The sequence below is a fragment of the Pseudomonas sp. BN606 genome, from assembly GCF_029873115.1.
Taxonomy (GTDB): domain Bacteria; phylum Pseudomonadota; class Gammaproteobacteria; order Pseudomonadales; family Pseudomonadaceae; genus Metapseudomonas.
The window spans coordinates 38,284-58,039 of record NZ_SSOF01000076.1 but is presented as its reverse complement, the minus strand read 5'-3'; the positions used below and the strand labels follow the sequence as shown (position 1 = coordinate 58,039).

Annotated in this window: 24 protein-coding genes; 6 read left to right on the top strand and 18 right to left on the bottom strand. The window is 63.1% G+C overall.

From position 1 onward, the window contains the following. Window positions 1-51: 51 nt before the first annotated feature. Window positions 52-939 carry a neutral zinc metallopeptidase gene (locus E8E75_RS18700; protein WP_120649823.1) on the top strand — a complete coding sequence of 296 codons (888 nt, stop codon included), beginning with the start codon at window positions 52-54 and terminating at the stop codon, window positions 937-939. A 20-nt stretch (window positions 940-959) separates the two neighbouring features. Here the strand turns inward: E8E75_RS18700 and arfB are convergent, their stop codons facing one another. From arfB to E8E75_RS18675, 5 genes are all read right to left on the bottom strand, one after another. Continuing rightward, complete coding sequence (gene arfB, locus E8E75_RS18695) at window positions 960-1,373, bottom strand: alternative ribosome rescue aminoacyl-tRNA hydrolase ArfB (RefSeq protein ID WP_120649822.1); 414 nt, start codon at window positions 1,371-1,373, stop codon at window positions 960-962. A gap of 179 nt (window positions 1,374-1,552) precedes the next feature. Further along, complete coding sequence (locus E8E75_RS18690) at window positions 1,553-2,866, bottom strand: porin (protein ID WP_153917310.1); 1,314 nt, start codon at window positions 2,864-2,866, stop codon at window positions 1,553-1,555. A gap of 286 nt (window positions 2,867-3,152) precedes the next feature. Beyond that, window positions 3,153-3,386, bottom strand: a complete 234-nt coding sequence (locus tag E8E75_RS18685) for a zf-HC2 domain-containing protein (RefSeq protein WP_120649820.1) — start codon at window positions 3,384-3,386, stop codon at window positions 3,153-3,155. Beyond that, complete coding sequence (locus E8E75_RS18680) at window positions 3,380-3,991, bottom strand: RNA polymerase sigma factor (RefSeq protein ID WP_120649819.1); 612 nt, start codon at window positions 3,989-3,991, stop codon at window positions 3,380-3,382. The genes E8E75_RS18685 and E8E75_RS18680 overlap by 7 nt, the downstream gene beginning before the upstream one ends. Further along, window positions 3,991-5,112 carry a beta-ketoacyl-ACP synthase III gene (locus E8E75_RS18675; protein WP_120649818.1) on the bottom strand — a complete coding sequence of 374 codons (1,122 nt, stop codon included), beginning with the start codon at window positions 5,110-5,112 and terminating at the stop codon, window positions 3,991-3,993. Before E8E75_RS18675 ends, E8E75_RS18680 begins: the two co-directional genes overlap by 1 nt. Window positions 5,113-5,921: 809 nt before the next feature. Here E8E75_RS18675 and E8E75_RS18670 point away from each other — a divergent pair. After that, a complete protein-coding gene (locus tag E8E75_RS18670; protein WP_120649817.1) occupies window positions 5,922-6,356 on the top strand; it encodes an HIT family protein in 435 nt (144 codons plus the stop codon). 59 nt (window positions 6,357-6,415) lie between these two features. On the opposite strand, the gene E8E75_RS18665 is transcribed toward E8E75_RS18670, so the two are convergent. Then, the gene (locus E8E75_RS18665; protein ID WP_120649816.1) at window positions 6,416-7,330 is read right to left on the bottom strand and encodes a LysR family transcriptional regulator; all 915 of its coding nucleotides are present in this window, start codon (window positions 7,328-7,330) and stop codon (window positions 6,416-6,418) included. Between the two features lie 121 nt (window positions 7,331-7,451). Here E8E75_RS18665 and E8E75_RS18660 point away from each other — a divergent pair, with 121 nt between their 5' ends. Then, window positions 7,452-8,051, top strand: a complete 600-nt coding sequence (locus E8E75_RS18660) for a short chain dehydrogenase (RefSeq protein ID WP_120649815.1) — start codon at window positions 7,452-7,454, stop codon at window positions 8,049-8,051. Window positions 8,052-8,057: 6 nt separating this feature from the next. Here the strand turns inward: E8E75_RS18660 and E8E75_RS18655 are convergent, their stop codons facing one another. Further along, complete coding sequence (locus E8E75_RS18655; RefSeq protein ID WP_120649814.1) at window positions 8,058-8,453, bottom strand: DUF488 domain-containing protein; 396 nt, start codon at window positions 8,451-8,453, stop codon at window positions 8,058-8,060. A 69-nt stretch (window positions 8,454-8,522) separates the two neighbouring features. Here E8E75_RS18655 and E8E75_RS18650 point away from each other — a divergent pair, with 69 nt between their 5' ends. Both E8E75_RS18650 and gap read left to right on the top strand, forming a co-directional pair. Further along, the gene (locus tag E8E75_RS18650) at window positions 8,523-9,194 is read left to right on the top strand and encodes a hypothetical protein (protein WP_153917306.1); all 672 of its coding nucleotides are present in this window, start codon (window positions 8,523-8,525) and stop codon (window positions 9,192-9,194) included. A gap of 71 nt (window positions 9,195-9,265) precedes the next feature. Beyond that, window positions 9,266-10,264, top strand: a complete 999-nt coding sequence (gene gap, locus E8E75_RS18645) for a type I glyceraldehyde-3-phosphate dehydrogenase (RefSeq protein WP_120649812.1) — start codon at window positions 9,266-9,268, stop codon at window positions 10,262-10,264. On the opposite strand, the gene E8E75_RS18640 is transcribed toward gap, so the two are convergent. The 9 genes from E8E75_RS18640 to E8E75_RS18600 all read right to left on the bottom strand — a co-directional run bounded on the left by E8E75_RS18640 (window position 10,261) and on the right by E8E75_RS18600 (window position 18,199). Continuing rightward, the gene (locus E8E75_RS18640; RefSeq protein ID WP_280359639.1) at window positions 10,261-10,767 is read right to left on the bottom strand and encodes a GNAT family N-acetyltransferase; all 507 of its coding nucleotides are present in this window, start codon (window positions 10,765-10,767) and stop codon (window positions 10,261-10,263) included. The two genes, gap and E8E75_RS18640, sit on opposite strands and share 4 nt — an antisense overlap. A gap of 23 nt (window positions 10,768-10,790) precedes the next feature. Continuing rightward, window positions 10,791-11,696, bottom strand: coding sequence for a DMT family transporter (locus E8E75_RS18635; RefSeq protein ID WP_153917304.1), 906 nt, complete (start codon window positions 11,694-11,696; stop codon window positions 10,791-10,793). Window positions 11,697-11,780: 84 nt separating this feature from the next. Next, window positions 11,781-12,128, bottom strand: coding sequence for a Na+/H+ antiporter subunit G (locus tag E8E75_RS18630; RefSeq protein ID WP_120649810.1), 348 nt, complete (start codon window positions 12,126-12,128; stop codon window positions 11,781-11,783). After that, window positions 12,125-12,394 carry a K+/H+ antiporter subunit F gene (locus E8E75_RS18625; RefSeq protein ID WP_120649809.1) on the bottom strand — a complete coding sequence of 90 codons (270 nt, stop codon included), beginning with the start codon at window positions 12,392-12,394 and terminating at the stop codon, window positions 12,125-12,127. The genes E8E75_RS18630 and E8E75_RS18625 overlap by 4 nt, the downstream gene beginning before the upstream one ends. Then, the gene (locus E8E75_RS18620; protein ID WP_120649808.1) at window positions 12,382-12,879 is read right to left on the bottom strand and encodes a Na+/H+ antiporter subunit E; all 498 of its coding nucleotides are present in this window, start codon (window positions 12,877-12,879) and stop codon (window positions 12,382-12,384) included. The genes E8E75_RS18625 and E8E75_RS18620 overlap by 13 nt, the downstream gene beginning before the upstream one ends. Beyond that, window positions 12,876-14,375, bottom strand: a complete 1,500-nt coding sequence (locus tag E8E75_RS18615) for a monovalent cation/H+ antiporter subunit D (protein ID WP_153917302.1) — start codon at window positions 14,373-14,375, stop codon at window positions 12,876-12,878. The genes E8E75_RS18620 and E8E75_RS18615 overlap by 4 nt, the downstream gene beginning before the upstream one ends. Further along, window positions 14,372-14,707, bottom strand: coding sequence for a Na+/H+ antiporter subunit C (locus E8E75_RS18610; protein ID WP_153917301.1), 336 nt, complete (start codon window positions 14,705-14,707; stop codon window positions 14,372-14,374). The genes E8E75_RS18615 and E8E75_RS18610 overlap by 4 nt, the downstream gene beginning before the upstream one ends. Then, window positions 14,707-17,502, bottom strand: coding sequence for a monovalent cation/H+ antiporter subunit A (locus tag E8E75_RS18605; RefSeq protein ID WP_153917299.1), 2,796 nt, complete (start codon window positions 17,500-17,502; stop codon window positions 14,707-14,709). The genes E8E75_RS18610 and E8E75_RS18605 overlap by 1 nt, the downstream gene beginning before the upstream one ends. Window positions 17,503-17,734: 232 nt before the next feature. After that, entirely contained in the window at window positions 17,735-18,199 is a 465-nt protein-coding gene (locus E8E75_RS18600; protein WP_120649804.1) for a glycine zipper 2TM domain-containing protein, read from the bottom strand. A 160-nt stretch (window positions 18,200-18,359) separates the two neighbouring features. Here E8E75_RS18600 and E8E75_RS18595 point away from each other — a divergent pair, with 160 nt between their 5' ends. Continuing rightward, window positions 18,360-18,593 carry a hypothetical protein gene (locus tag E8E75_RS18595; RefSeq protein WP_120649803.1) on the top strand — a complete coding sequence of 78 codons (234 nt, stop codon included), beginning with the start codon at window positions 18,360-18,362 and terminating at the stop codon, window positions 18,591-18,593. Between the two features lie 41 nt (window positions 18,594-18,634). Here E8E75_RS18595 and E8E75_RS18590 read toward each other — a convergent pair whose 3' ends face one another. Next, window positions 18,635-18,793 (bottom strand): hypothetical protein, encoded by a 159-nt coding sequence (locus E8E75_RS18590; RefSeq protein WP_153917297.1) that lies wholly within the window; start codon window positions 18,791-18,793, stop codon window positions 18,635-18,637. Between the two features lie 269 nt (window positions 18,794-19,062). Continuing rightward, window positions 19,063-19,710, bottom strand: coding sequence for a pyridoxamine 5'-phosphate oxidase (gene pdxH / locus E8E75_RS18585; RefSeq protein WP_153917295.1), 648 nt, complete (start codon window positions 19,708-19,710; stop codon window positions 19,063-19,065). Window positions 19,711-19,756: the final 46 nt, after the last annotated feature.

Sequence of the window (19,756 nt, the reverse complement as noted above, 5' to 3'; positions counted from 1 at the left end):
GACACGAAGTAACGACAACACTGAACCTCGACGCCACAAGGAAACGCCACCATGCCCGAAAACTCCGCCACCCCGAGGCCCCGCAAAGGTCTGCTGCTCCGCCTGCTGCGAATCCTTGCCTGGCTGTTGATGGCGGTGGCGCTGATCTGTGTGACGCTCTACCTCGCGTTCGGCCCGGCGCAGCTGTTCGAACGCCTGAAGCCGCCCCCGCCACTCTTCCCGGGGAGCAACTCCACCGAAGCCCCGTCTGCCCCGGTTGCCGCCGCGCCGGTACCGGCCCCGGCGCAAGCGCCGGCCGACTCGCAGGAGCTGGTGGAGCTGATGATGGAGAGCATCGAGGACATCTGGGGCGAATTCCTCGCCCGTGGCGACTACTCCTACAAGAAGCCCAAGCTGGTGACGTACCGCGGCAAAGTTGAAAAGCCCTGCAAGGACACCGGAACAACCAGCGGTCCCTTCTATTGCCCCGGCAGCATGAGTCTCTACCTGGATCTGGACCACCTCGACGGCCTGCACAAGAACGCACCCGAAGTCGGCGACTTCGCACGCAGCTACGTCGTGGCGCACGAGGTGGCCCACCACATGCAGAACCTGGTGGGCGTCAACAGCTGGATCAAGGATATGAAGGAAGGTGGCGTCAAACTCTCAGGGCCGGAGGGTCTGATGGTCGCCCAGGAGCTGCTGGCCGACTGCCTGGCGGGCAGTTGGGTCGGCTATGCCCAGCGCAAATACCCATGGGTCAATCCCGATGACGTGGACAAGATGCTGCAGACGGTCATGGCCTACACACAGGAACAGGGCACGATCCCAGGCAAAGCCCCCATGCGCGACCCGCTGACCCACGGCAGCCTCGAGCAGCGCCAGAAGTGGCTGTATACCGGAATCGAAACCGGCGACCCGCAGCGATGCATGCAGCTGTTCACCGGATTGGCGCAGTAGCGGGTCGGATACCCACGACCTCAGAAATCCACTTTCCCCCTGCCGGCCTTGATTGCCCCGCGCTTGGCCTTGCCTTCCAGCCGACGCTTCTTCGAGCCCAGCGTGGGCTTGGTCGGCCGTCTTGCTTTCTGCACTTTCGTCACGCTACGGATCAGCTCCGCCAAGCGCTCCAGGGCGTCGGCGCGATTCTGTTCCTGGGTGCGGTACTGCTGCGCCTTGATGATGATCACGCCGTCAGCGGTGATGCGGCTGTCGCGCAGTTGCAGCAGGCGCTCCTTGTAGAAGTCCGGCAGCGACGAGGCGTTGATGTCGAAGCGCAGATGCATCGCGCTGGAGACCTTGTTGACGTTCTGCCCGCCCGCCCCCTGGGCGCGGATGGCGGACAATTCAATCTCATCGAGGGGAAGGTGGACGCTGTTGGAGATCAGCAGCATGGCGCGACAACCGAAAGGCGGGAGTGCAGAGCATACGTAGGCGACGCCGGGCACGCCAGGAAGCCGTGGTTGATCTGCCCCCAAGGCGGGGCCGCTCGCCCTTCCGCACTTTTCCGTGCGCGTAAAAAAGCCCCGCCAGATGGCGGGGCTCAAGCAAAGGAGCGGAAACCCGTGTCGTCTTAGAACACGTACTGGGCACGGAAGACCATGCCGTCGCCGTCGTCGTCGCCCACCGCGTTGGTGGCGTTGTCCACTTTGGTCTTGACGTAGTAGCCGCTGAGCTTGACGGCTTCGTTGGCGTACCAGTTCACACCGAAGTTGTGCACCTTGGCTTCCACGTCGTCGATGTTGGCGAAGGCGCCGTTGTCGTCTTCAGCACTGATGTTGTCGTAACGATAGAACACTTCCCAGGCGCCGATGCCCTTGTTGGCCGGCTTGATCTTGTCGAACTTGCCGAGTTTGTAGTCGCGGGCTTCGCCGGTCAGGGTGTAGGCAACCTGCACGTAGTAGCCGTCGGCATCGATGTCTTCGCGGTTGGCAGCCTTGGCTTCGACTTCGCGCTTCAGGTATTCGCTCTGGATGGAGAACGGACCGGTGGCGAAGGCAGCTTCCAGGCCAACGGTGCTGTCGTTGTCGTAAGCGCCGACCGGGGTGTTGTTGGCGCCGGCCAGTACCAGGCGGTTGCCGTTGCTACCGGCGTCCTGGCCACCTTCGGTGCTCACACCGCGGATGCCCAGGCGGCTGCGGATACGACCGTCGAAGGAGGTATCCTGCAGGTCGCGGGTGGCATAGTTCACGCCAAAGTGCAGGACATTGCCGGCCTCGTGCATCGGAGCGAATACACCGCGCAGGTTGAACTGCTTGACGCTGTCACCGTCTTCGTCGCGGTTGGTGGCGTCGTTGGCCATGAGGCCGGCGGAGCCGTACAGGGACGCGCCGTAGGTGCCGGACACCTGCACGCCCATGCCACCGTTGTGGTTGTTCACATAGTCGGCCAGGTCATAGGCGGCGGTGCGCTCCTGGGCAGTTACCCACTTGGAGCTGGTGGCCTTTTCCAGGCCGAAGTCGGGGTCGAAGCGACCCATCTTGATCACCACCGGCTGGAAGCCGATGTAGGCGATGGAGGCTTCGTCGAAGTAGCCATCGTCAGCCTTGGCATCGCCACCGGCGTTGTGGGAGAAGTCGTAGTTGATCTGGTAGGCCCAGTCGGAGAAGGCGATGCCGCCCAGTTCCAGGAACGCGCGACGGAAGTAACCGGCGTCGGCAGTGTCGCCGTTCACGGTGTAGAAGCCGTCGAAGCGGCTGTAGTCAGCCTGCAGACGACCGCCGAGCTTGAAGCTGAAAGCCTTGTCGGTGGTGCCGACTTCCAGGCCGCCTTTGGTCTTGATGACGATATCGGCGCCGTCAGTGGTAACGGTACCGGCGAAAGCCTGGGCGGAAATGGCCAGAGCCATGGCGCTGGCGGCAAAACCGGCGAAGTGCTTACGGATCATCGAAGGGTTCCCCTATTGGTCTTTAGCGTTAGAAAACACGAGAGCGTCTGGGCTCGTCGGTGCTGGTGGGGAATCTTGGCGGCGGGTTATTTCAGCTCAGTTGCTTATATATAAATATTTTGTGACAACGGAACTTTTTTACTTCGAAATTTCATAAGCACGCAGACGCTCTACCACGCGGCTTTCAGGTGTTTTTGCCGAGCAAGACGAGCTTAAGGGACTTGAAATAGGCGACTTGCGAATATGCGGATTCGCGACTACTCACGAAGCGGGCGGGAATGGAACGCTAGAGGGAATCGCGGCGCTTCTGCGCCAGGTGTGCGGCCAGGTCGTCCACTTCGGCACCCTGGCCCTCCGGCAACAGGCGGACGACTGCCTGGGTCAGTTTCATCTGCTTGATGAAGCGACGGCAGTTGCGGCACAGCATGAGGTGGCGGCGCACAGCCATGCGCTCGCGAAAACTCAGTTCGCCATCGAGCAATTCGCTGGAACGGGCAACCAGTTCCTTGCACGTCAGCATTGGCCTGTCTCCTCGAAATGTTCCAGCGTGGCGAACAGCTTCAGGCGTCCACGATGCAGCAGCACCCGGACATTGGAGAGCGATATCTCCAATAAATTACAGATTTCTTCCAATTCCAGCCCTTGGCGCTCACGCAGCAACACCACGCTGCGCTGCATCTCCGAGAGGCTGAGCAAGGTCTTCTCCAGACATTCGCGCAGCTCCTCCTCAGTGAGCAGGGCCTCGGGCGAATCCTCGTGCCAGGCCGGCAGGGTCGCGGCCCAGTGGCCATCTTCGGCGAAACGATCAGCACCGATGCTCCCGTGGGGGGCAGGTAGGTCGTCGAGCAACACCTCGCGGCGGTTCTGCTTGAGACGGCTGCGGGCGTTGTTGGCGACGATGGTGAGGAGCCAGGTCTTGAGGCTTGAACGCTGCTGGAAGCCGTCCAGGTTGCGCACCACGGCCAGCCAGGCGTCCTGTACCACCTCATCGGCATGCCGCTGGCCGACGATGGCATAGGCGACTGCACGCATGGCGCCCTGGTAGGTGCCGATCAACTCGCGAAACGCGCCCTGCTCCCCGGCCAGGAGCCGGGGCAGCAGGTCAGCGTCGGCCGGTTGGTTCATCAACGTTTGCGCAGGATCACGCTGCCGATGGAGTAGCCGGCGCCGAAGGAGCTGAGCACGCCCAGCGCACCACTGGGCAGGTCGTCCTGGTGCTTGTGGAAGGCGATCACGGAACCGGCGGAGCTGGTGTTGGCGTAGGTATCGAGGATCACCGGCGCCTCCTGCGGCTCGGCCTCACGACCCAGCAACTTGCGGGCGATCAGCAGGTTCATGTTGAGGTTGGCCTGGTGCAGCCAGAAGCGCTTCACGTCGGTGACGTTGAGCTTGTTCTCTTCCAGGTGGGCGGCGATCAGCTCGGCGACCATAGGGCAGACATCCTTGAACACCTTGCGGCCTTCCTGGACGAACAGCTTGTCGCGGGCACCCACGCCCTCTTCCGCGGCGCGGTTGAGGAAGCCGAAGTTGTTGCGGATGTTGTTGGAGAACTGGGTCAGCAGCTTGGTACCCACGACCTCGAACTGGTGCCTGGAAGTGGCCTGGTCGGCACGTTCGATGATCACCGCGGTGGCGGCATCGCCGAAGATGAAGTGGCTGTCGCGGTCACGGAAGTTCAGGTGGCCGGTGCAGATTTCCGGGTTGACCATCAGGATGGCGCGGGCCTGGCCGGTCTGGACTGCGGTGGTGGCAGCCTGGATACCGAAGGTGGCCGAGGAGCAGGCGACGTTCATGTCGTAGCCGAAGCCGTCGATACCGAGCGCCGCCTGGACTTCGATCGCCACCGCCGGGTAGGCACGCTGCAGGTTGGAGCAGGCGACGATCACACCGTCGATGTCCGCCGGGGTCTTGCCTGCACGCTCCAGCGCCTGCTTCGCGGCGGCAACTGCCATTTCGCAAAGGATGCCCCACTCATCGTTGGTGCGCTCCGGAATGCGCGGCGTCATGCGCTTGGGATCGAGGATGCCGTCCTTGTTCACCACGAAGCGGCTCTTGATGCCGGATGCCTTCTCGATGAAGGCCACGCTGGATTCGGCCAGGGGCTCGATTTCGCCACGCTCGATAGCGCCGGCGTTCTCGGCGTTGTAGGCCTGCACGTAGGCATTGAAGGACTCCACCAGCTCTTCGTTGGAGATGCTGTTGGACGGGGTGTACAGGCCGGTGCCACTGATTACGACGTTGTGCACGGTCGATCCTCTCGATACTGGGCCGCTCGCTCGAACGGCCGGTTCAGGCAGTCAGCTACCGGCCACGACAGGCCGGCAGCGGAAAAAGGGTCATCCCGCAGGCGGAATGAAACAGCAAACAGGGGTGGAAGCCTTGGCGCGAACATCCTTCGTCGTGCCTCGCTGGCGGGCTTGGTGCCAGGTGGCGGGATCGCCGACGTCAGCTTTGCGGTGCTCCACTTCTTATCCAGATGCGAAGGGTAACGCCAGAAACGGCGGCTGGCGACGGGGACTTTTGCCAGAACGTCGGCAAAAACGCAGAACCATCGGTCCACTTTCGACCCTGGATACCCTAGTCGTTCGCAGCGGTGTTCGCCCGCAGTTTCACGGCCGTGGATTCAGCACCCAATTGGGTGTGCATGACCGGAAATGGCCACTTGGCTAGCAGGCCAACAAGAAAGGAAATCCGCGGACTGCCTGGACAACCCGCGGCACAAGGTCAGAAATCGATCGTTCCTACATGCAAAGCTGAAGGGGATCTGGCACTGGCCGCAAAGTAGCCAGCCTGCCGGTGAAGCTCCTCAAGACAAAATGGGAGTAATTGCCAGTTCAAATTATTAGCGATTAAGCATCCTCTTGCAGACGAATACGGGTCTCAGCGCCTTGATTACCGGTTCATGGCCGAAAAAATTCGACGAATCGCCGGATGCTGCGGTTGCGCTTGCAGTGGATGCAGCGGTCGGTGTGGCGGATGGGCGCTTCCGGGGTTTTCCGGCGTCGCGCCGGGCGTTAATGTGCACGGCTCGCAATCGGCAAATGGAGAGCCTTCGATGAGCTTGCACGGCACCTATGATCCGCAGAACGTTTTCGCCCAGATCATTCGCGGCGAAGCCCCCTGCTACAAACTCTACGAAGACGACGACGTGCTCGCCTTCCTCGACATCTTCCCGCAGTCGTTTGGCCACACGCTGGTGATCCCCAAGCGATCCGCCGCCCGCAACATCCTGGAGATCGAAACCGACGCCCTGGCCAAGGTAATGGCCGTGGTGCAACGGCTGACCCACGTACTGGTGCAGGAACTGCAACCGGCCGGTGTACAGGTGGCACAGTTCAACGGTGCACCGGCGGGCCAGACGGTGTTCCACATTCACATGCACATCGTGCCGCGCTTCGAGGGCGAGTCGCTGGCAATCCACGCCAGCAAAAAGGCCGACCCGAATGAACTGCAAGCCCTGCAGGCACGCCTGCTGAAGCATCTGGCCTGACACCCTCTCCCATTGCGCCAGGACGGACAGCGCTGTTCCGTCCTGGCGCCGCCTCTGCCCTACTCTCCCGCTTTATCCAGTTTTCGCCGGCTGCGCTCGAACCAGGCCAGCAGGTAGTCCACCAGTACCTGGGTGCGTCTCGGTAGCCCGCCTTGCCAGGGGTGAACCAGGAAGACTGGCGTCTGACGGGTCTGGAAGTCGCGCAGCAGCCACACCAGACGGCCATCGGCCAGTTCGTCGTAGATCATGTAGGAGGGCAGCCGCGCAACGCCGGCGCCAGAGAGAGCGGCCTTCTTCAGCAAGCTGTAGTGATTGCTCGCCAGCGCACCCGCCACCTTTACCCGCTCCAGCCGGTGCTGCTGGTGATAGAGCCACTCCTCGAAACCGCTGTAATGCGTGTTCAGCAGGCACTGGTGGCGGGCCAGGTCTGCCGGTTGCCGGGGTTCACCGTGGGAGGCTAGATAGGCCGGGGTAGCGCAGGTGATTTCCTCCAGGGAGAACAGCGGCCGCGCCACGAGACGCTCATCCATGTCCACGCCTGAACGAATGGCCAGGTCGAAACCTTCCGCCACGAGGTCGCGATAGCCATTGTGCAGGTCCAGCTCAACACGGATCTGCGGGTACTGCCGGGTGAAGTCCAGCAACAGCGCATCGAAAAAGGTTTCACCGAGGGACACCGGCACCGTCAAGCGCACGCAGCCGGCCAGTTCCTCCTGCAGGCGCCGCACCGATTGCCTGGCTCGCTCGGCCTGGGCGGCCAGGGCCTGTGCCTCCGGCAACAAGGCTGCCCCTGCGGCGGTCAGGTCCAGCCTCCGCGTCGTGCGATGCAGCAACGAAGCCCCCAGCCCCTGCTCCAGCAGCCGGATGCGCTTGGACAACTGCCCCTTGCTGCAGCCCAGCCGCTCGGCAGCAGCAGTGAAGCTACCGGCTTCCATCAGCACCGCGAAGGCGGCCAGATCATCCATTTCGCTCATTGAAATGCGGCCCTATTGTTTCCATTTGAAAACCAAATTTTTCCAATTACATGGATTATCGACAACAGGCAGCACTCTACACTGGACCTGTCGTTCATTCCTCCACACAGGATCCGGTCCCATGAAAATCATTCTCGTCGGTGCCAGCGGCACCATTGGCAAGGCCATCGAACAGGAGCTCACCGAGCGCCACGAAATCATCCGCGTCGGCCGCAACAGCGGTGAGCTGCAAGCCGACATCACCGACGTTGCTTCGATTCGTCGCCTGTTCGAGAAGGTCGGCCCCTTCGACGCCCTGATCAGCGCCGCCGGCAAGGTGCATTTCGGCGCCCTGGCGGAAATGGGTGAAGCCGAGTTCGCCATCGGCCTGAAGGACAAACTGATGGGCCAGGTGAACCTGGTGCTGATCGGCCGCGAGTTCGCCAACGACGGTGCCTCGTTCACACTCACCTCCGGGGTGCTGAGCCACGACCCGATCCGTTTCGGCGCATCCGCCAGCATGGTCAACGGCGCCATCGATGCCTTCGTGCGCAGCGCCGCCCTGGAGATGCCGCGCGGCATGCGCATCAACAGCGTCAGCCCGACCGTGATCGAGGAGGCCCTGCCCGACTACGCACCCTACTTCCGTGGCTACAAGGCGGTACCGGCAGCCGAGGCGGCATTGGCCTACGCCAAGAGCACGGAAGGTGCGCAAACCGGGCAGACCTACCACGTGGGCTGACCCCCCCTAAAGTTCGCCGGCATAACACACCGGCGAACTAGGTGGACCGCTGCGTTCAAGCTCTTCCTCGAGAAAATCCGCCAGCACCCGGGCGTTGTTGTGCACCTCGTCCCTGGCGGCGTAGAGCAGGGTCAGGTCGCCTTTGCGGGCCATCTCCAGCAGTCCCTGCCAGTACTCGGGATGGGCCGCCAATTCCGCGCGGTATAGCAGGCGGAACTCATCGAATAGCGCCGGATCATGGCAGAACTGTTTGCGCAGGCTGTCTGAAGGCGCCACCTCTTTCAGCCAGGTGGTCAGGGCCAAAGATTCCTTTCGGCATCCGCGTGGCCACAGTCGATCCACCAGTACCCGCTGGCCATCTCCGGACTGCACCGCATCAAAGACTCGCTTGCACTGGATCATCTGCCTTCTCCGCGCTTGAGCCGGACGCTGCGCACCGGTAACGTTGCCGCTCCCTGAAGGAGACCCACTATGCGCTTCGCCCGCCCCTTGCTGTTCAGCCTCTTGCCCCTGTTCGGCGCTTGCCAGATGTTCGCCGACAAAGCCCCTGCTCCCGACGCCAACATGGTGCGCCTGCAGGGTGAGCTGAGCGTAGTCTCCGGGCAGGTGATGTTCAGCCCCTGTGGCGAGAAACGCCGCTTCGCGCTGGTCGACAGTGGCGCCACCGGGCTGTTGCCTGAAGCCGCCAACCTCTCGGCGGATGGTCCCGGCACCCTGTTCGCTGATATTCGCGCCAGCATGGGCGCAACGAAGCTGCCGGACGCCGACGGCCAGCTGAACCTGAAGACCCTCTACCGCCTGCAGCGCGAAGGCCATGGCTGCGATGACCTCAATTTCAAGCGTCTGCTGCTGCGCGCCAGCGGCCATGAGCCGGACTGGAGCATCAGCGTCAGTGGCAAGGGCCTGATTCTCGACCGTCCCGGCCAACCTTCCCTGGCCCTTCCCTATATGGAAGAACAACTGCCGGACGGCCGATTCAACCTGTCCAGCGAAGCCAACGGCCAACACCTGGAGCTCTGGGTAGCGCCCCAACGCTGTGTCGACAGCATGAACGGTGCGGTGCAGCACCTGACCGCCGAGCTGCGCCTGGACGGCAAGACACAACGTGGCTGTGCCTCCTTCGGCGGCGCCCGCGACAACTGACGATTGGCAGCGGTCTCCTTCCTCGTCCTTCACCACTAAGCTGAGGGAAGGATCAAAGGAAGGAGAACACCATGCTGCGTATCGCCCTGAATGGATATGGGCGCATCGGTCGCGCGCTCGTTCGTGCTCTGTTCGAGCGGGGTCTCGACCAGCGCCTGCGCATCGAAGCCATCAATGACCTCGGCGATTTCGAATCGCTGGCCCACCTCACCCGTTTCGACTCGACCTTCGGCCGCTTCTCCGGCCATGTTCACCTGAGCGATGATCGCCTGCAGGTGAACAACCAGATCATTCACCTGCTGCGCGAGCGTGACCCGGTCAACCTGCCCTGGGACCAGCTTGGCGTGGACCTGGTGCTGGAATGCACCGGGAAGCTGAAGAAGCGCGCCCAAGTGGAGCAGCACCTGACCGCGGGTGCGCCGCGAGTGTTGCTGTCGCACCCCCTCGAAACCGCCGACCTGACCGTGGTGTTCGGGGTCAACCATGACCAGCTGGGCAGCCAGCAGATCGTTTCCAATGCCTCCTGCACCACCAACTGCCTGGCGCCGTTGGCCATGTTGCTGCACCGCGAAGTGGGGATTCGCAGCGGCCTGGTGACCACGGTGCATGCATACACCAACGACCAGCATCTGCTGGACAAGAGCCACAGCGACCCCTATCGCGCACGGGCTGCGGCTCTCTCGATGATTCCCACCAGCACTGGCGCGGCCAAGACCATCGGCCTGGTGCTGCCGGAGCTGGCAGGACGCCTGGATGGCCTGGCGGTTCGGGTGCCAACGCCGAACGTGTCGTTGCTGGATCTCACGTTCATCGCCGAACGCCCGACGAGCCGCGAAGTCCTCAATGCGGCCCTCGTAGCCGGTGCGGAGAACCTGCCGCCGGGCGTGATGGAGTGCAACGCGTTGCCGCTGGTATCCAGCGACTTCAATGGCTATCCGGTGTCCTGCGTGGTCGACCTCAATCACACCCGCGTGCAAGGGGAGCTGGTGAAGGTACTGGCGTGGTACGACAACGAATGGGCCTTCGCCAACCGGATGCTGGACGTGGTCCTGGCGTGGCTGAACCCTTAGAAAGCTGCGCCGCCCGAGCTCCAGTGGCAGAGGGTGGTCCGGCGAGAACCGTTGGGCCGGCGGGCAGGATCGTCGAAGGTCGACACCTCGCGGAAGCCGGCCTTGCGCATCATGCCCGCCGAGGCGAGGTTCTCCTCATGCCGCTGGATATAGATGTCCACAGTCCCAAGCGCGGCCAGTTTCTCCATGGCGGCCAAAAGTAGTCGCGTGCCCAACCCGCGCCCGGCCAGATCGCGATGCACCACGGCCTCACAGACATAGCCCTGGAGCTGATCCTGCCTTCCGGCTTGCTGATGGACCTGGATGTCCTGGCTCAGGTAGAAGCTGACGAAGCCCGCCAGACTCCCCTCGCCTTCCGCCAGGATCGCTCCTACGGATGCATCGGCGATGCCCCGCAAGTGGGCGCGGACCTCATCTGGTGGCAGGTGATTCCACGGGTTGGGACCATGCGCGAGGATCAGGTCGCACAAGGCTGGGATGTCATCAGCGGTGGCCAGGCGAATGGCGAAGGCATTGTTCAGAACGATCAATCCAGCACCCCGGCCGGAGCCGGAGATGCGCTCTTCCACTGGCTCAGCGCAACACCCGCGAACACCACGCTGGCAGCGAGCAGTTGCACGAAAGTCAGCCGCTCACCCAGCAAGCCCCAGGCAAATACCAGGGTGAACACCGGTATCAGGTTGATGAAGCCGGTGGCTTGGCTCGCCGGCAACCGCGAGACGCCGAAGTTGTAGAGGCCATAGGCACCCACCGTGACTACGGTGCCGAGGTAGATCATGGCGCCAACGCCCAGTGGGCTGACGGACTCCGGCAAGGGCGAAGTGACCCATGCCAGGGGCAGGAAGAACAGGCTGCCGATGAAGGCCTGCATGGCGGTCAGGAAAAAGGCCGAGTAGCGCGATGACAGGTGCTTGAGCAGCAGCGTATAGCCGGTGGCACAGAGCATGGCGAGGAACTCGTAGAAATTGCCCAGCAGCGGCTGCGGGGCATGGCTATCCGAGTCGCTGGCCAGGCTGAGCCAGACTGCGCCGACCACGGCGAGGACGAAGCCAGCCAGGGTGCCGCGAGTGATCCGTTCATGTAGCAAGCCATAGGCACCCACCGCTACCAGCAGCGGTAGAAGCGCGGTGATCATTCCGGCCTGGGAGGCGCTGGTGTGCTGCAGCGCCAGGGCTTCGAAAATGAAGTAGAGGCAGGGTTCGCAGGCGGCCAGGCCCAGCAGGTATTTCCAGTCGCCAGGCCGGTAGTCGAGGTTGCCTCGCCAGCGCCAGGCGGCAAGGAAGATCAGGCTGCCCAAGGCCATACGCGCGAAAATCACCCAATGCGGGGCGACCTCCTGGAAGGCCAGCTTGAGGGCGATGAAGGAGCTGCCCCAAAGCGCCATGGCCAGCACCAGGCAGACCACCGCCACCAGTCGACCTTGTTGCGCCATGCTTCGCCTCCGGAAGAAAGTCGCCAGTCTAGACGGCCGTCCATGGGGCCAGACAGGCACAGCCGGCAGGAGAAACTGTTGCGTTCACTGGTTCCAGGGCTTGCCGCGGGTTTTCTGGTCCAGCGGCAACTGCTGCAGCACCGCTGCCTTGGCCAGCATATAGGCGCTGACCGGGGCGCTGATGAAGAGGAACAGGCTGATCAGCAACTCGTGCAGGCTGATCCCGCCGGCATCGGCCGAAAAGAACACCAGCGAAGCCATCACCACGCCACCCACGCCCAGGGTGGTGGCCTTGGTCGGGCCATGCAGGCGCATGAAGAAGTCCGGTAGGCGATAGAGGCCGATGGCGCCGATCAGCATGAAGGCACTGCCAAGGATCAGCAGCGCACACACGAGGATTTCCAACCAGAGGGCCAAGTGTTCGCCGGTCATTCGATGATGTCTCCGCGCAGCATGTACTTGGCCACCGCCACGGTGCTGACGAAGCCGAGCACGGCGATCAGCAGTGCGACCTCGAAGAACAGGTTGCTGCCCTTCCAGATGCCGTAGAGCACGAGCATGGCGATGGCGTTGATGTAGAGGGTGTCCAGCGCCAGCACGCGGTCCGGCAGGCAAGGCCCCTTGATGAGTCGCGCCAGGGTCAGCAGCAGCGCCAGGCCGAGCATGGCCAGGCAAAGGGGGATCACTAGGCCGAGCATGGAAAGATCTCCTTCAGCGGCGCCTCGTAGCGCGACTTGATCTCGGCCACCATGGCCGCTTTGTCCGGGACGTCCAGGCCGTGCACGAGGAGTGTCCGGCGATCGGCGCTGAGGTCAGCGGCCAGCGAACCTGGTGTCAGCGACACCACGCTCACCAACACGCTGATGGCCAGTTCGTTGTCCAGCTCGATGGGGACCTCGACGAAGGCGGGACGCAGCGCTTCGACACGGCCGAGGGTCAGGCGCGCCACCTGGAAGTTGGCCACCAGCACGTCCCCCACCACCATCAGCAGGAAGCGCATCAACTTGAGCGGGTGCCAGCGTTTCGGACGCTCGATCAACAGCGGCTGGAAGAAGAACGGAATCGCCCAGCCGAGGAAGCCCCCCATCAGCCAGTGGCCGAAGGCGAAGGAATCCACCAGCAGCAACCAGACGAACAGCAGCAGCAGGCTTTCGGCGGGGTGAGGAAAGATTCTTCGAATCATGCTCCGCTCCCCTCGAGAATGGCGCGGTAAAGGTTCAGGTCATGCAGCTGCATGGCTGTGGCCTGGGCGTAATCGAGCAGTGGCTGGGCAAACGCCACCAGCAGCAGACTGCCGGCCAACAGCAAAAGGGTGGCGAGCAATCGGCCACCGTCCAGCTCCGCGCTGCCGAGCACCTGGTGGCCAGTGCGCCAGAACAATGTGCTGCCCGCGCGGCTCAGGGCGATGAGGCTGACAAAGCCACCGATCAGCAGCACGCTCCACAGCGGCAATGCACCAGCGCCCGGCGGCACTGCCTGGAGCAGCAGGAGCTTGGCGAAGAAGCCCGACAGAGGCGGGAGACCAGCCACCGCAATGGCACCGAGGAAGAACGCCGCGCCAAGGATGTTCGGGTTCTGCAGTGCCGGTCCTTGCACCAGGTGGCCCGCCTTCTCCCCACGCTGCCGGCTGACCAGGTCCGCGAGGAGGAACAGGCCTCCGGCCACCCAGGTGCTGTGCAGCAGATAGAAAAGTGCAGCGCCCTGGGCTTCGGGGGTACCCAGGGCGATGGCTGCCAGCAGGGTGCCGGCGGATACCACCACCAGGTAGGCCAGCAGGCCCTGCAACGTAGTGGCCGCCAGTGCGCCCAGAGCGCCGAGGATTACCGTCGCCAGGGCCAGCGGCCAGAGCCAGGGCTGCGCCAGGTTGGCCAACTCTCCGGCTTCGGGACCGAAGACCAGGCTGTATACCCGCAGGATGGAATAGATGCCCACCTTGGTCATGATCGCGAAGAGCGCGGCCACCGGAGCACTCGCCGCCGCATAGGCGCGTGGCAGCCAGAAGTACAGCGGCAGCAGTGCCGCCTTGAGGGCGAACACCAGCAGCAACACCAGTCCGGCTGCGGCCAGCACCGGGGCATTTTCCGGTCCGGCTGCGGCCACCTGGCGGGCCATGTCGGCCATGTTCAAGGTACCGGTGATGCCGTAGAGGGCGCCCACTGCGATCAGGAACAGCGCCGAACCGGCGAGGTTGAGGATCACGTAGTGCATGCCCGCCTTGACCCGCTCGCCACCTCCGCCATGCAGCAGCAACGCATAGGACGCGATCAGCAGGATTTCGAAGAACACGAAGAGGTTGAACAGGTCGCCCGTGAGGAAGGCGCCGTTGATTCCCAACAACTGGAACTGGAAAAGCGCATGGAAGCGCAGACCGATGCGATCATCGCCGCGCACGGCATAGAGCACGGCGGCGCTGGCCAGTACGGCGGTCGCCAGCAGCATCAGCCCTGCAAGGCGGTCCAGCATCAGGATAATGCCAAAGGGAGGCTGCCAGCTGCCCAGGGCATAGACACGCAACTGGCCATCGCCAGCCTGCTGCACCAGGTACAGCGCCACCGGTATCAGCGCCAGGGTAGCGAGCACCGAAAGGCTGCGTTTGAGGCGCTCGTTGGACGGCAGCACCAGCAGCAGCGCGCCGGTGAACAGCGGAATCAGGACGGGCAGTATCGTCAGGTGGATCATGGCGCCGACTCCCCGTCGGCGTGGCCATCGACATGATCGCTGTTCAGATCACCCACGCCGCGCAGGGCCAGCACCACCACGAAGGCGGTCATGGCGAAGCCGATGACGATGGCGGTCAGTACCAGGGCCTGCGGCACGGGGTCGGCAAACTGCACGTCGCGCCCGAGCACCGCCGCTTCACCGGCCAGACGCCCCATGGCAAAGAGGAACAGATTGACTGCGTAGGACAGCAGGGTCAGCCCAAGTACCACCGGAAAAGTCCGGCCGCGCAGCAACAAGTAGATGCCGCTGGCGGTCAACAGGCCGAGGGTTACGGCGAACAGCGCCTCCATCAATGAATCTCCTTGATCGCAGGCGGGGACAGGCTCAGCCGTCCGAGGTTGACCAGTACCAGCAGCGTCGAGCCAACCACGGCCAGATAGACGCCGAGGTCGAACAGCATGGCGGTGGCCAGCTCGAATTCCCCCACCAGCGGCAGCTCGAAATGGCCGAAAGCCGAGGTGAGGAAGTTGCGGCCAAAGGCCCAGCTACCGAGGCCAGTGAGTCCAGCAATGAGCACCCCGGCACCCGCCATGCGCTGGTAATTCAACGGCAGGCGTTGTTCCACCCAGGCAATTCCACTGGCGATGTACTGCAGCACCAGGGCCACCGCGGTGACCAGGCCGGCTATGAATCCGCCACCCGGCAGGTTATGCCCGCGCAGGAAGATGAACACCGAAATCAGCAGGGCCAGGGGAAGCATCAGGCGCGAGAGGGTTTCGAGAATCAGCGGGTGCTTGGCACCGGCCCAGTTGCGCCCCTGGGGGTCGCAGGTCGGATTTTCCAGGCGCAGTCCCGAGAGCATGGCGAAGATACCCACGGCGGCAATCGTCAGGACGGTGATTTCGCCCAGGGTGTCGAAGCCACGGAAGTCCACCAGTATCACGTTGACCACGTTGGTGCCGCCGCCCCCGGATACGCTATTGGCGAGGAAGAAATCGGCGATGCCTTCGTATGGACGGGTCAGCACGGCATAGGCCAGCAACGCCACCATCACGCCTACCGCACAGGCCAGGATGAAATCGCGCAGTCCACGCAGGCTGGAGCTTTCCCCCGGCGTACGAGACGGCAGGTAGTAGAGCGCCAGCATCAGCAGGACCAGGGTCACCACTTCCACCACCAGTTGGGTGAGCGCCAGGTCAGGTGCGGAGAACCGGGCGAATGCCAGTGCTACCAGCAAGCCGGCCACACCGAGGATCATCAGCGCGATCAGCCGCTGGCGATGGAATATCGCCGTCAACACACCAGACAACGCCAGCACCACCAAACCCAGGGCGGTGATGCCGTCCAATGGTGTCAGCGGACGTTCGCCAGCGATCTGCGGCAAGGGCGCGAGAGACAGCGCCACCATCACCATTGCAGCGCCCAGCAGCAGCGACAGGTAACGTTGCAGGGAGCCGTTCTCCAGGTGGCCGGTGATCCAGCGGGCGGCCACGACACAGCGCTGCACTTGCTGCTCGAACACTTCTTTGGCATCGGTATCGGGCAGGTCGGCGTACCAGCGGAACAGCGGCTTGCGCAGTACATAGACCAGCACGCCGCCCACCAGCGCGACCAGGCTCATGGCCAGCGGCAGGTTGAAGCCATGCCAGATCGCCAGGTCATATTCCGGCAAAGTGCCCCCCAGGCTGGCCGAGGCTGCAGTAGCGAGCAGAGGCGCGACCGTGATGCCCGGCAGCATGCCCACCAGCAGGCAGAGGGATACGAGGATCTCCACCGGCACCTTCATGTAGCGCGGCGGCTCGTGAGGCGGGAACTTGGGCAGGACAGCAGGCTCGCCATTGAAGAAGACGTCGTGGACGAAACGCAGCGAATAGGCGACCGAGAAGACCCCGGCGAGGGTCGCCGCCGCCGGCACTACCCAGCTGAAGCTACCCAACAGGTCCTGCTGCAACGTCTCACCGAAGAACATCTCCTTGCTGAGGAAACCGTTCAGCAAGGGCACGCCGGCCATGGCAAGAGAGGCCACCATCGCCAGCACCGCGGTATGCGGCATGTACCGCCACAGCCCGTTGATCAGGCGCATGTCGCGGCTGCCGGTTTCGTGGTCGATGATTCCCGCGGCCATGAAAAGCGAAGCCTTGAACGTGGCGTGGTTGATGATGTGGAACACTGCGGCAACGTTGGAAAGCTGCGAATCGAGGCCGAACAGCAACGTGATCAAGCCGAGATGGCTGATGGTCGAGTAAGCCAGCAGTCCCTTGAGATCATGTTGGAACAACGCCATGCCGGCACCGAACAGCAACGTCGCCAGGCCACTCAGGCTGACCAGGTAGAACCAGAGGTCGGAACCGGACAAGGCCGGATACAGCCGCGCCAGCAGGAACACCCCGGCCTTCACCATGGTGGCCGAGTGCAGGTAGGCGGACACCGGGGTCGGCGCGGCCATGGCGTGGGGCAGCCAGAAATGGAACGGGAACTGCGCGGACTTGGTGAATGCACCCAGCAGCACCAACACCAGCGCCACCGGATAGAGGCTGTGGGCGCGGATCTGCTCGCCTGCGGCAAGCACCTGGGTCAGCTCGAAGCTACCGGCGATATGCCCTACCAGCAATATCCCGGCGAACAACGCCAAGCCACCGCCACCGGTAACCGCCAGCGCCATCCGTGCTCCCTTGCGCGCATCGGAGCGATAACCCCAGAAGCCGATGAGCAGGAACGAAGACAGGCTGGTCAGCTCCCAGAACACCAGCATCAGCAGCAGATTCTCGGACATCACGACGCCCAGCATCGCGCCCATGAACAGCAGCAGGAAAGCAAAGAAGCGCCCCATGGGCTCTTCCTTCGACAGGTAGTAGCGGGCGTAAAGGATCACCAACAGGCCGATGCCGAGAATCAATAGGGCGAACAGGTAGCCCAGGCCATCCAGTCGAAGGTTGAAGCTGAGGCCGAAGCCCGGTAGCCAGGGCTGGACGAAGTTGAGGGTGTGCCCGGCAAAGACGCTATCGGTCTGGGACAACAGGAGAACGAGGCCGGTCAGCGGCAACAATGCGGTGACGGCCGCGCAAACGGAACGGCCAAGGCGCTCGGCCAGCGGCGGAAGAAGTGCCCCGAGAAAGGGCAGCGCGACAATGAGCGCCAGAATCATCCATATCTCCCCTAGGTCAGCGCCAACTTCCTCCAAGTAACGGAAATGGCAAGAAAAAAACCCAGCGATTATCCATTACTATCGATTCATCGCGATAGATTGAATTATTTCAAAACGCTAGCAACTGCGGAGAACGTCCACTCCAAACGGCGATAGCGCCATGACGCTATCGCCGACATACGTGGAAGCGGGGAGGGAAACAGCAAGCTGTCCCGATTGGGACAGCTTAGCCTCAGTGTGCGACGCGGCTGGTGCCGTTGACCGTCGTGATGCGCACACGCTCGCCCACGCGGAAGACTTCATTGGGTTGGACTTCCTGGACGTAGGCGCGCATCGAACCATCGTCTTCACGTACAGTGATTTCGACGCCCTGGGTACGGGTAACGCCCTCTTCGGCAGCCGCACCCAGCAGACCGCCTGCAACTGCGCCAATCACGGCTGCGACTGCACTGCCGCGACCGGAACCGATGGTGCTGCCGCCAATGCCGCCGACAACAGCCCCGGCACCGGCGCCGATCGGCGTCTTGGTGCCCTCGATCTTCACCGGTCGCAGGGATTCGATGGTGCCCATGCGCACGGTCTGCACTTGTCGAGCTTCGTCACGGGAATAGGTGTCTCCGGTCAGGCTCGACTGACAGCCACCCAGCGCCAGTGCCACTGCCGTGAAAGAGGCAACCAGCAGATAGGGTTTACGCATAGCAATTCCTCCAGAATTAATTACTTGTCCATTAGACTCCGCGCCGCGGAGGCTGTCACCAGAGCGGGCTGACTACTCAGGTATCGTTCAGCCTGAATTCAGCTTTCTGACAGTTTCAAAGGAAATTTCCCACAAGCTCCCTGTCACTCAAGGTTAGCCCATGGACTACTTCATCATCGCGATCACCACCATCGCCGGCCTCTACTTTCACTGGTGGCTGTACGTTCGCATCAAGCGCTGGATTGATCGCGACCTCGCGTTGTCCCTGGCCGGGGGCGACAAGGACAAGCAAGCCTTCATGTTGGAGCAGTTGCAGGCCGCCCGCGCCCAAGGCGTCAGACGCAAGGACCTGCAGGTGTGGCTTGAGCGGGCGGCGCAGCGTTACACCGCCTGAGGGCGGTTAGCGGGGAGCTCCTATAGCCGGGTGATATCGAGCTACGCACCGCGCCCAGCGGGCGTCTTGCCATGCAAGCTCTGGGGGTCGAGGCGAACTTCCGCCACCAACTCGACTACGGAGCGGAAGCGGGCACCGAGAAAGGCCCGCGCGGCAAACCCCAGGCCGCTGGCCTGCACCTGCGCGCAGGTGCAGGCCATGGTCTCGGCCCTAGCAAGCGGCGATCCGCTGCGCGTAATGCCCCTGGCGCCGCGTCGAGCGATTCCACCTACGTGGGATTGGCATCCTTCTTCAGGCCGGAAACATGAGTGGCGCCACAGGCCCCGCATAGCGGGTTGTCACATCTGCCGCTACGTCGAATTCAACGCCGGAAAGCCGCCAATCAAGGCCGGACGGCTCAACCGTTTCCAGGCGGTAAAGTGGATTCGGGCGCGAGTGGTCGATGGCCTCGCGCCTTCTCTCGGGAAAGTCAGGGTGCCAGGCGCTCGCGAACCCAGGCGCTATCCACGAGTCGGTAATTGAGGCGGTCATGCAGACGGCTCGGGCGCCCCTGCCAGAACTCGATCCGCTCGGGCAGCAAGCGATAGCCGCCCCAGTGCGGAGGGCAGCTGGGTGCGTTATCGAGGAATCGCTGTTCGGTATTCGCCAGCAGCGCTTCGAGCTCCGCGCGATCGCGGATCACCCGGCTCTGTGGCGATGCCCAGGCACCCAGGCGGCTACCCAGCGGACGAACCTGGTAGTAGGCGTCGGACTCGGCCGGGCTCACCCGCTCCACCTTGCCCTCGATTCGTACCTGGCGCTCCAGGGCGGGCCAGAAGAAGGTCATGGCGGCGAATGGATTGGCCGACAGTTGATCGCCCTTCGCACTGTCGTAGTTGCTGAAGAAAGTGAATCCGCGCTCATCCAGTCCCTTGAGCAGTAGGACCCGGCAATGGGGACGGCCTTCGGTGTCGACCGTAGCGAGGGTCATGGCGTTGGGCTCGACCGGTAGTTGCTCGGTCTTCACCGCATCGCCGAACCAGCTCTGGAACAGGCTGAAGGGCTCTGCGGGAGCCTGTTCCTCGCTGAGCCCGTCACGGGCATAGTCACGGCGCATATCGGCCAGGGTCTGGGTCATGATTGGCAGTCCTGTGTTCGGAAAACCAATAGCTTACCCAAGCCAG

Excerpts from the sequence above, each read along its gene's own strand:
- E8E75_RS18590 (WP_153917297.1), bottom strand. The coding sequence starts at position 18,793 with ATGGCCTGCACCTGCGCGCAGGTGCAGGCCAGCGGCCTGGGGTTTGCC.
- E8E75_RS18600 (WP_120649804.1), bottom strand. The coding sequence starts at position 18,199 with ATGCGTAAACCCTATCTGCTGGTTGCCTCTTTCACGGCAGTGGCACTG.
- E8E75_RS18610 (WP_153917301.1), bottom strand. The coding sequence starts at position 14,707 with ATGGAGGCGCTGTTCGCCGTAACCCTCGGCCTGTTGACCGCCAGCGGC.
- E8E75_RS18670 (WP_120649817.1), top strand. The coding sequence starts at position 5,922 with ATGAGCTTGCACGGCACCTATGATCCGCAGAACGTTTTCGCCCAGATC.
- gap (WP_120649812.1), top strand. The coding sequence starts at position 9,266 with ATGCTGCGTATCGCCCTGAATGGATATGGGCGCATCGGTCGCGCGCTC.
- E8E75_RS18690 (WP_153917310.1), bottom strand. The coding sequence starts at position 2,866 with ATGATCCGTAAGCACTTCGCCGGTTTTGCCGCCAGCGCCATGGCTCTG.
- E8E75_RS18665 (WP_120649816.1), bottom strand. The coding sequence starts at position 7,330 with ATGAGCGAAATGGATGATCTGGCCGCCTTCGCGGTGCTGATGGAAGCC.
- E8E75_RS18655 (WP_120649814.1), bottom strand. The coding sequence starts at position 8,453 with ATGATCCAGTGCAAGCGAGTCTTTGATGCGGTGCAGTCCGGAGATGGC.
- E8E75_RS18605 (WP_153917299.1), bottom strand. The coding sequence starts at position 17,502 with ATGATTCTGGCGCTCATTGTCGCGCTGCCCTTTCTCGGGGCACTTCTT.
- E8E75_RS18625 (WP_120649809.1), bottom strand. The coding sequence starts at position 12,394 with ATGCTCGGCCTAGTGATCCCCCTTTGCCTGGCCATGCTCGGCCTGGCG.
- E8E75_RS18595 (WP_120649803.1), top strand. The coding sequence starts at position 18,360 with ATGGACTACTTCATCATCGCGATCACCACCATCGCCGGCCTCTACTTT.
- E8E75_RS18620 (WP_120649808.1), bottom strand. The coding sequence starts at position 12,879 with ATGATTCGAAGAATCTTTCCTCACCCCGCCGAAAGCCTGCTGCTGCTG.
- E8E75_RS18630 (WP_120649810.1), bottom strand. The coding sequence starts at position 12,128 with ATGACCGGCGAACACTTGGCCCTCTGGTTGGAAATCCTCGTGTGTGCG.
- arfB (WP_120649822.1), bottom strand. The coding sequence starts at position 1,373 with ATGCTGCTGATCTCCAACAGCGTCCACCTTCCCCTCGATGAGATTGAA.
- pdxH (WP_153917295.1), bottom strand. The coding sequence starts at position 19,710 with ATGACCCAGACCCTGGCCGATATGCGCCGTGACTATGCCCGTGACGGG.
- E8E75_RS18680 (WP_120649819.1), bottom strand. The coding sequence starts at position 3,991 with ATGAACCAACCGGCCGACGCTGACCTGCTGCCCCGGCTCCTGGCCGGG.
- E8E75_RS18685 (WP_120649820.1), bottom strand. The coding sequence starts at position 3,386 with ATGCTGACGTGCAAGGAACTGGTTGCCCGTTCCAGCGAATTGCTCGAT.
- E8E75_RS18635 (WP_153917304.1), bottom strand. The coding sequence starts at position 11,696 with ATGGCGCAACAAGGTCGACTGGTGGCGGTGGTCTGCCTGGTGCTGGCC.
- E8E75_RS18615 (WP_153917302.1), bottom strand. The coding sequence starts at position 14,375 with ATGATCCACCTGACGATACTGCCCGTCCTGATTCCGCTGTTCACCGGC.
- E8E75_RS18650 (WP_153917306.1), top strand. The coding sequence starts at position 8,523 with ATGCGCTTCGCCCGCCCCTTGCTGTTCAGCCTCTTGCCCCTGTTCGGC.
- E8E75_RS18660 (WP_120649815.1), top strand. The coding sequence starts at position 7,452 with ATGAAAATCATTCTCGTCGGTGCCAGCGGCACCATTGGCAAGGCCATC.
- E8E75_RS18700 (WP_120649823.1), top strand. The coding sequence starts at position 52 with ATGCCCGAAAACTCCGCCACCCCGAGGCCCCGCAAAGGTCTGCTGCTC.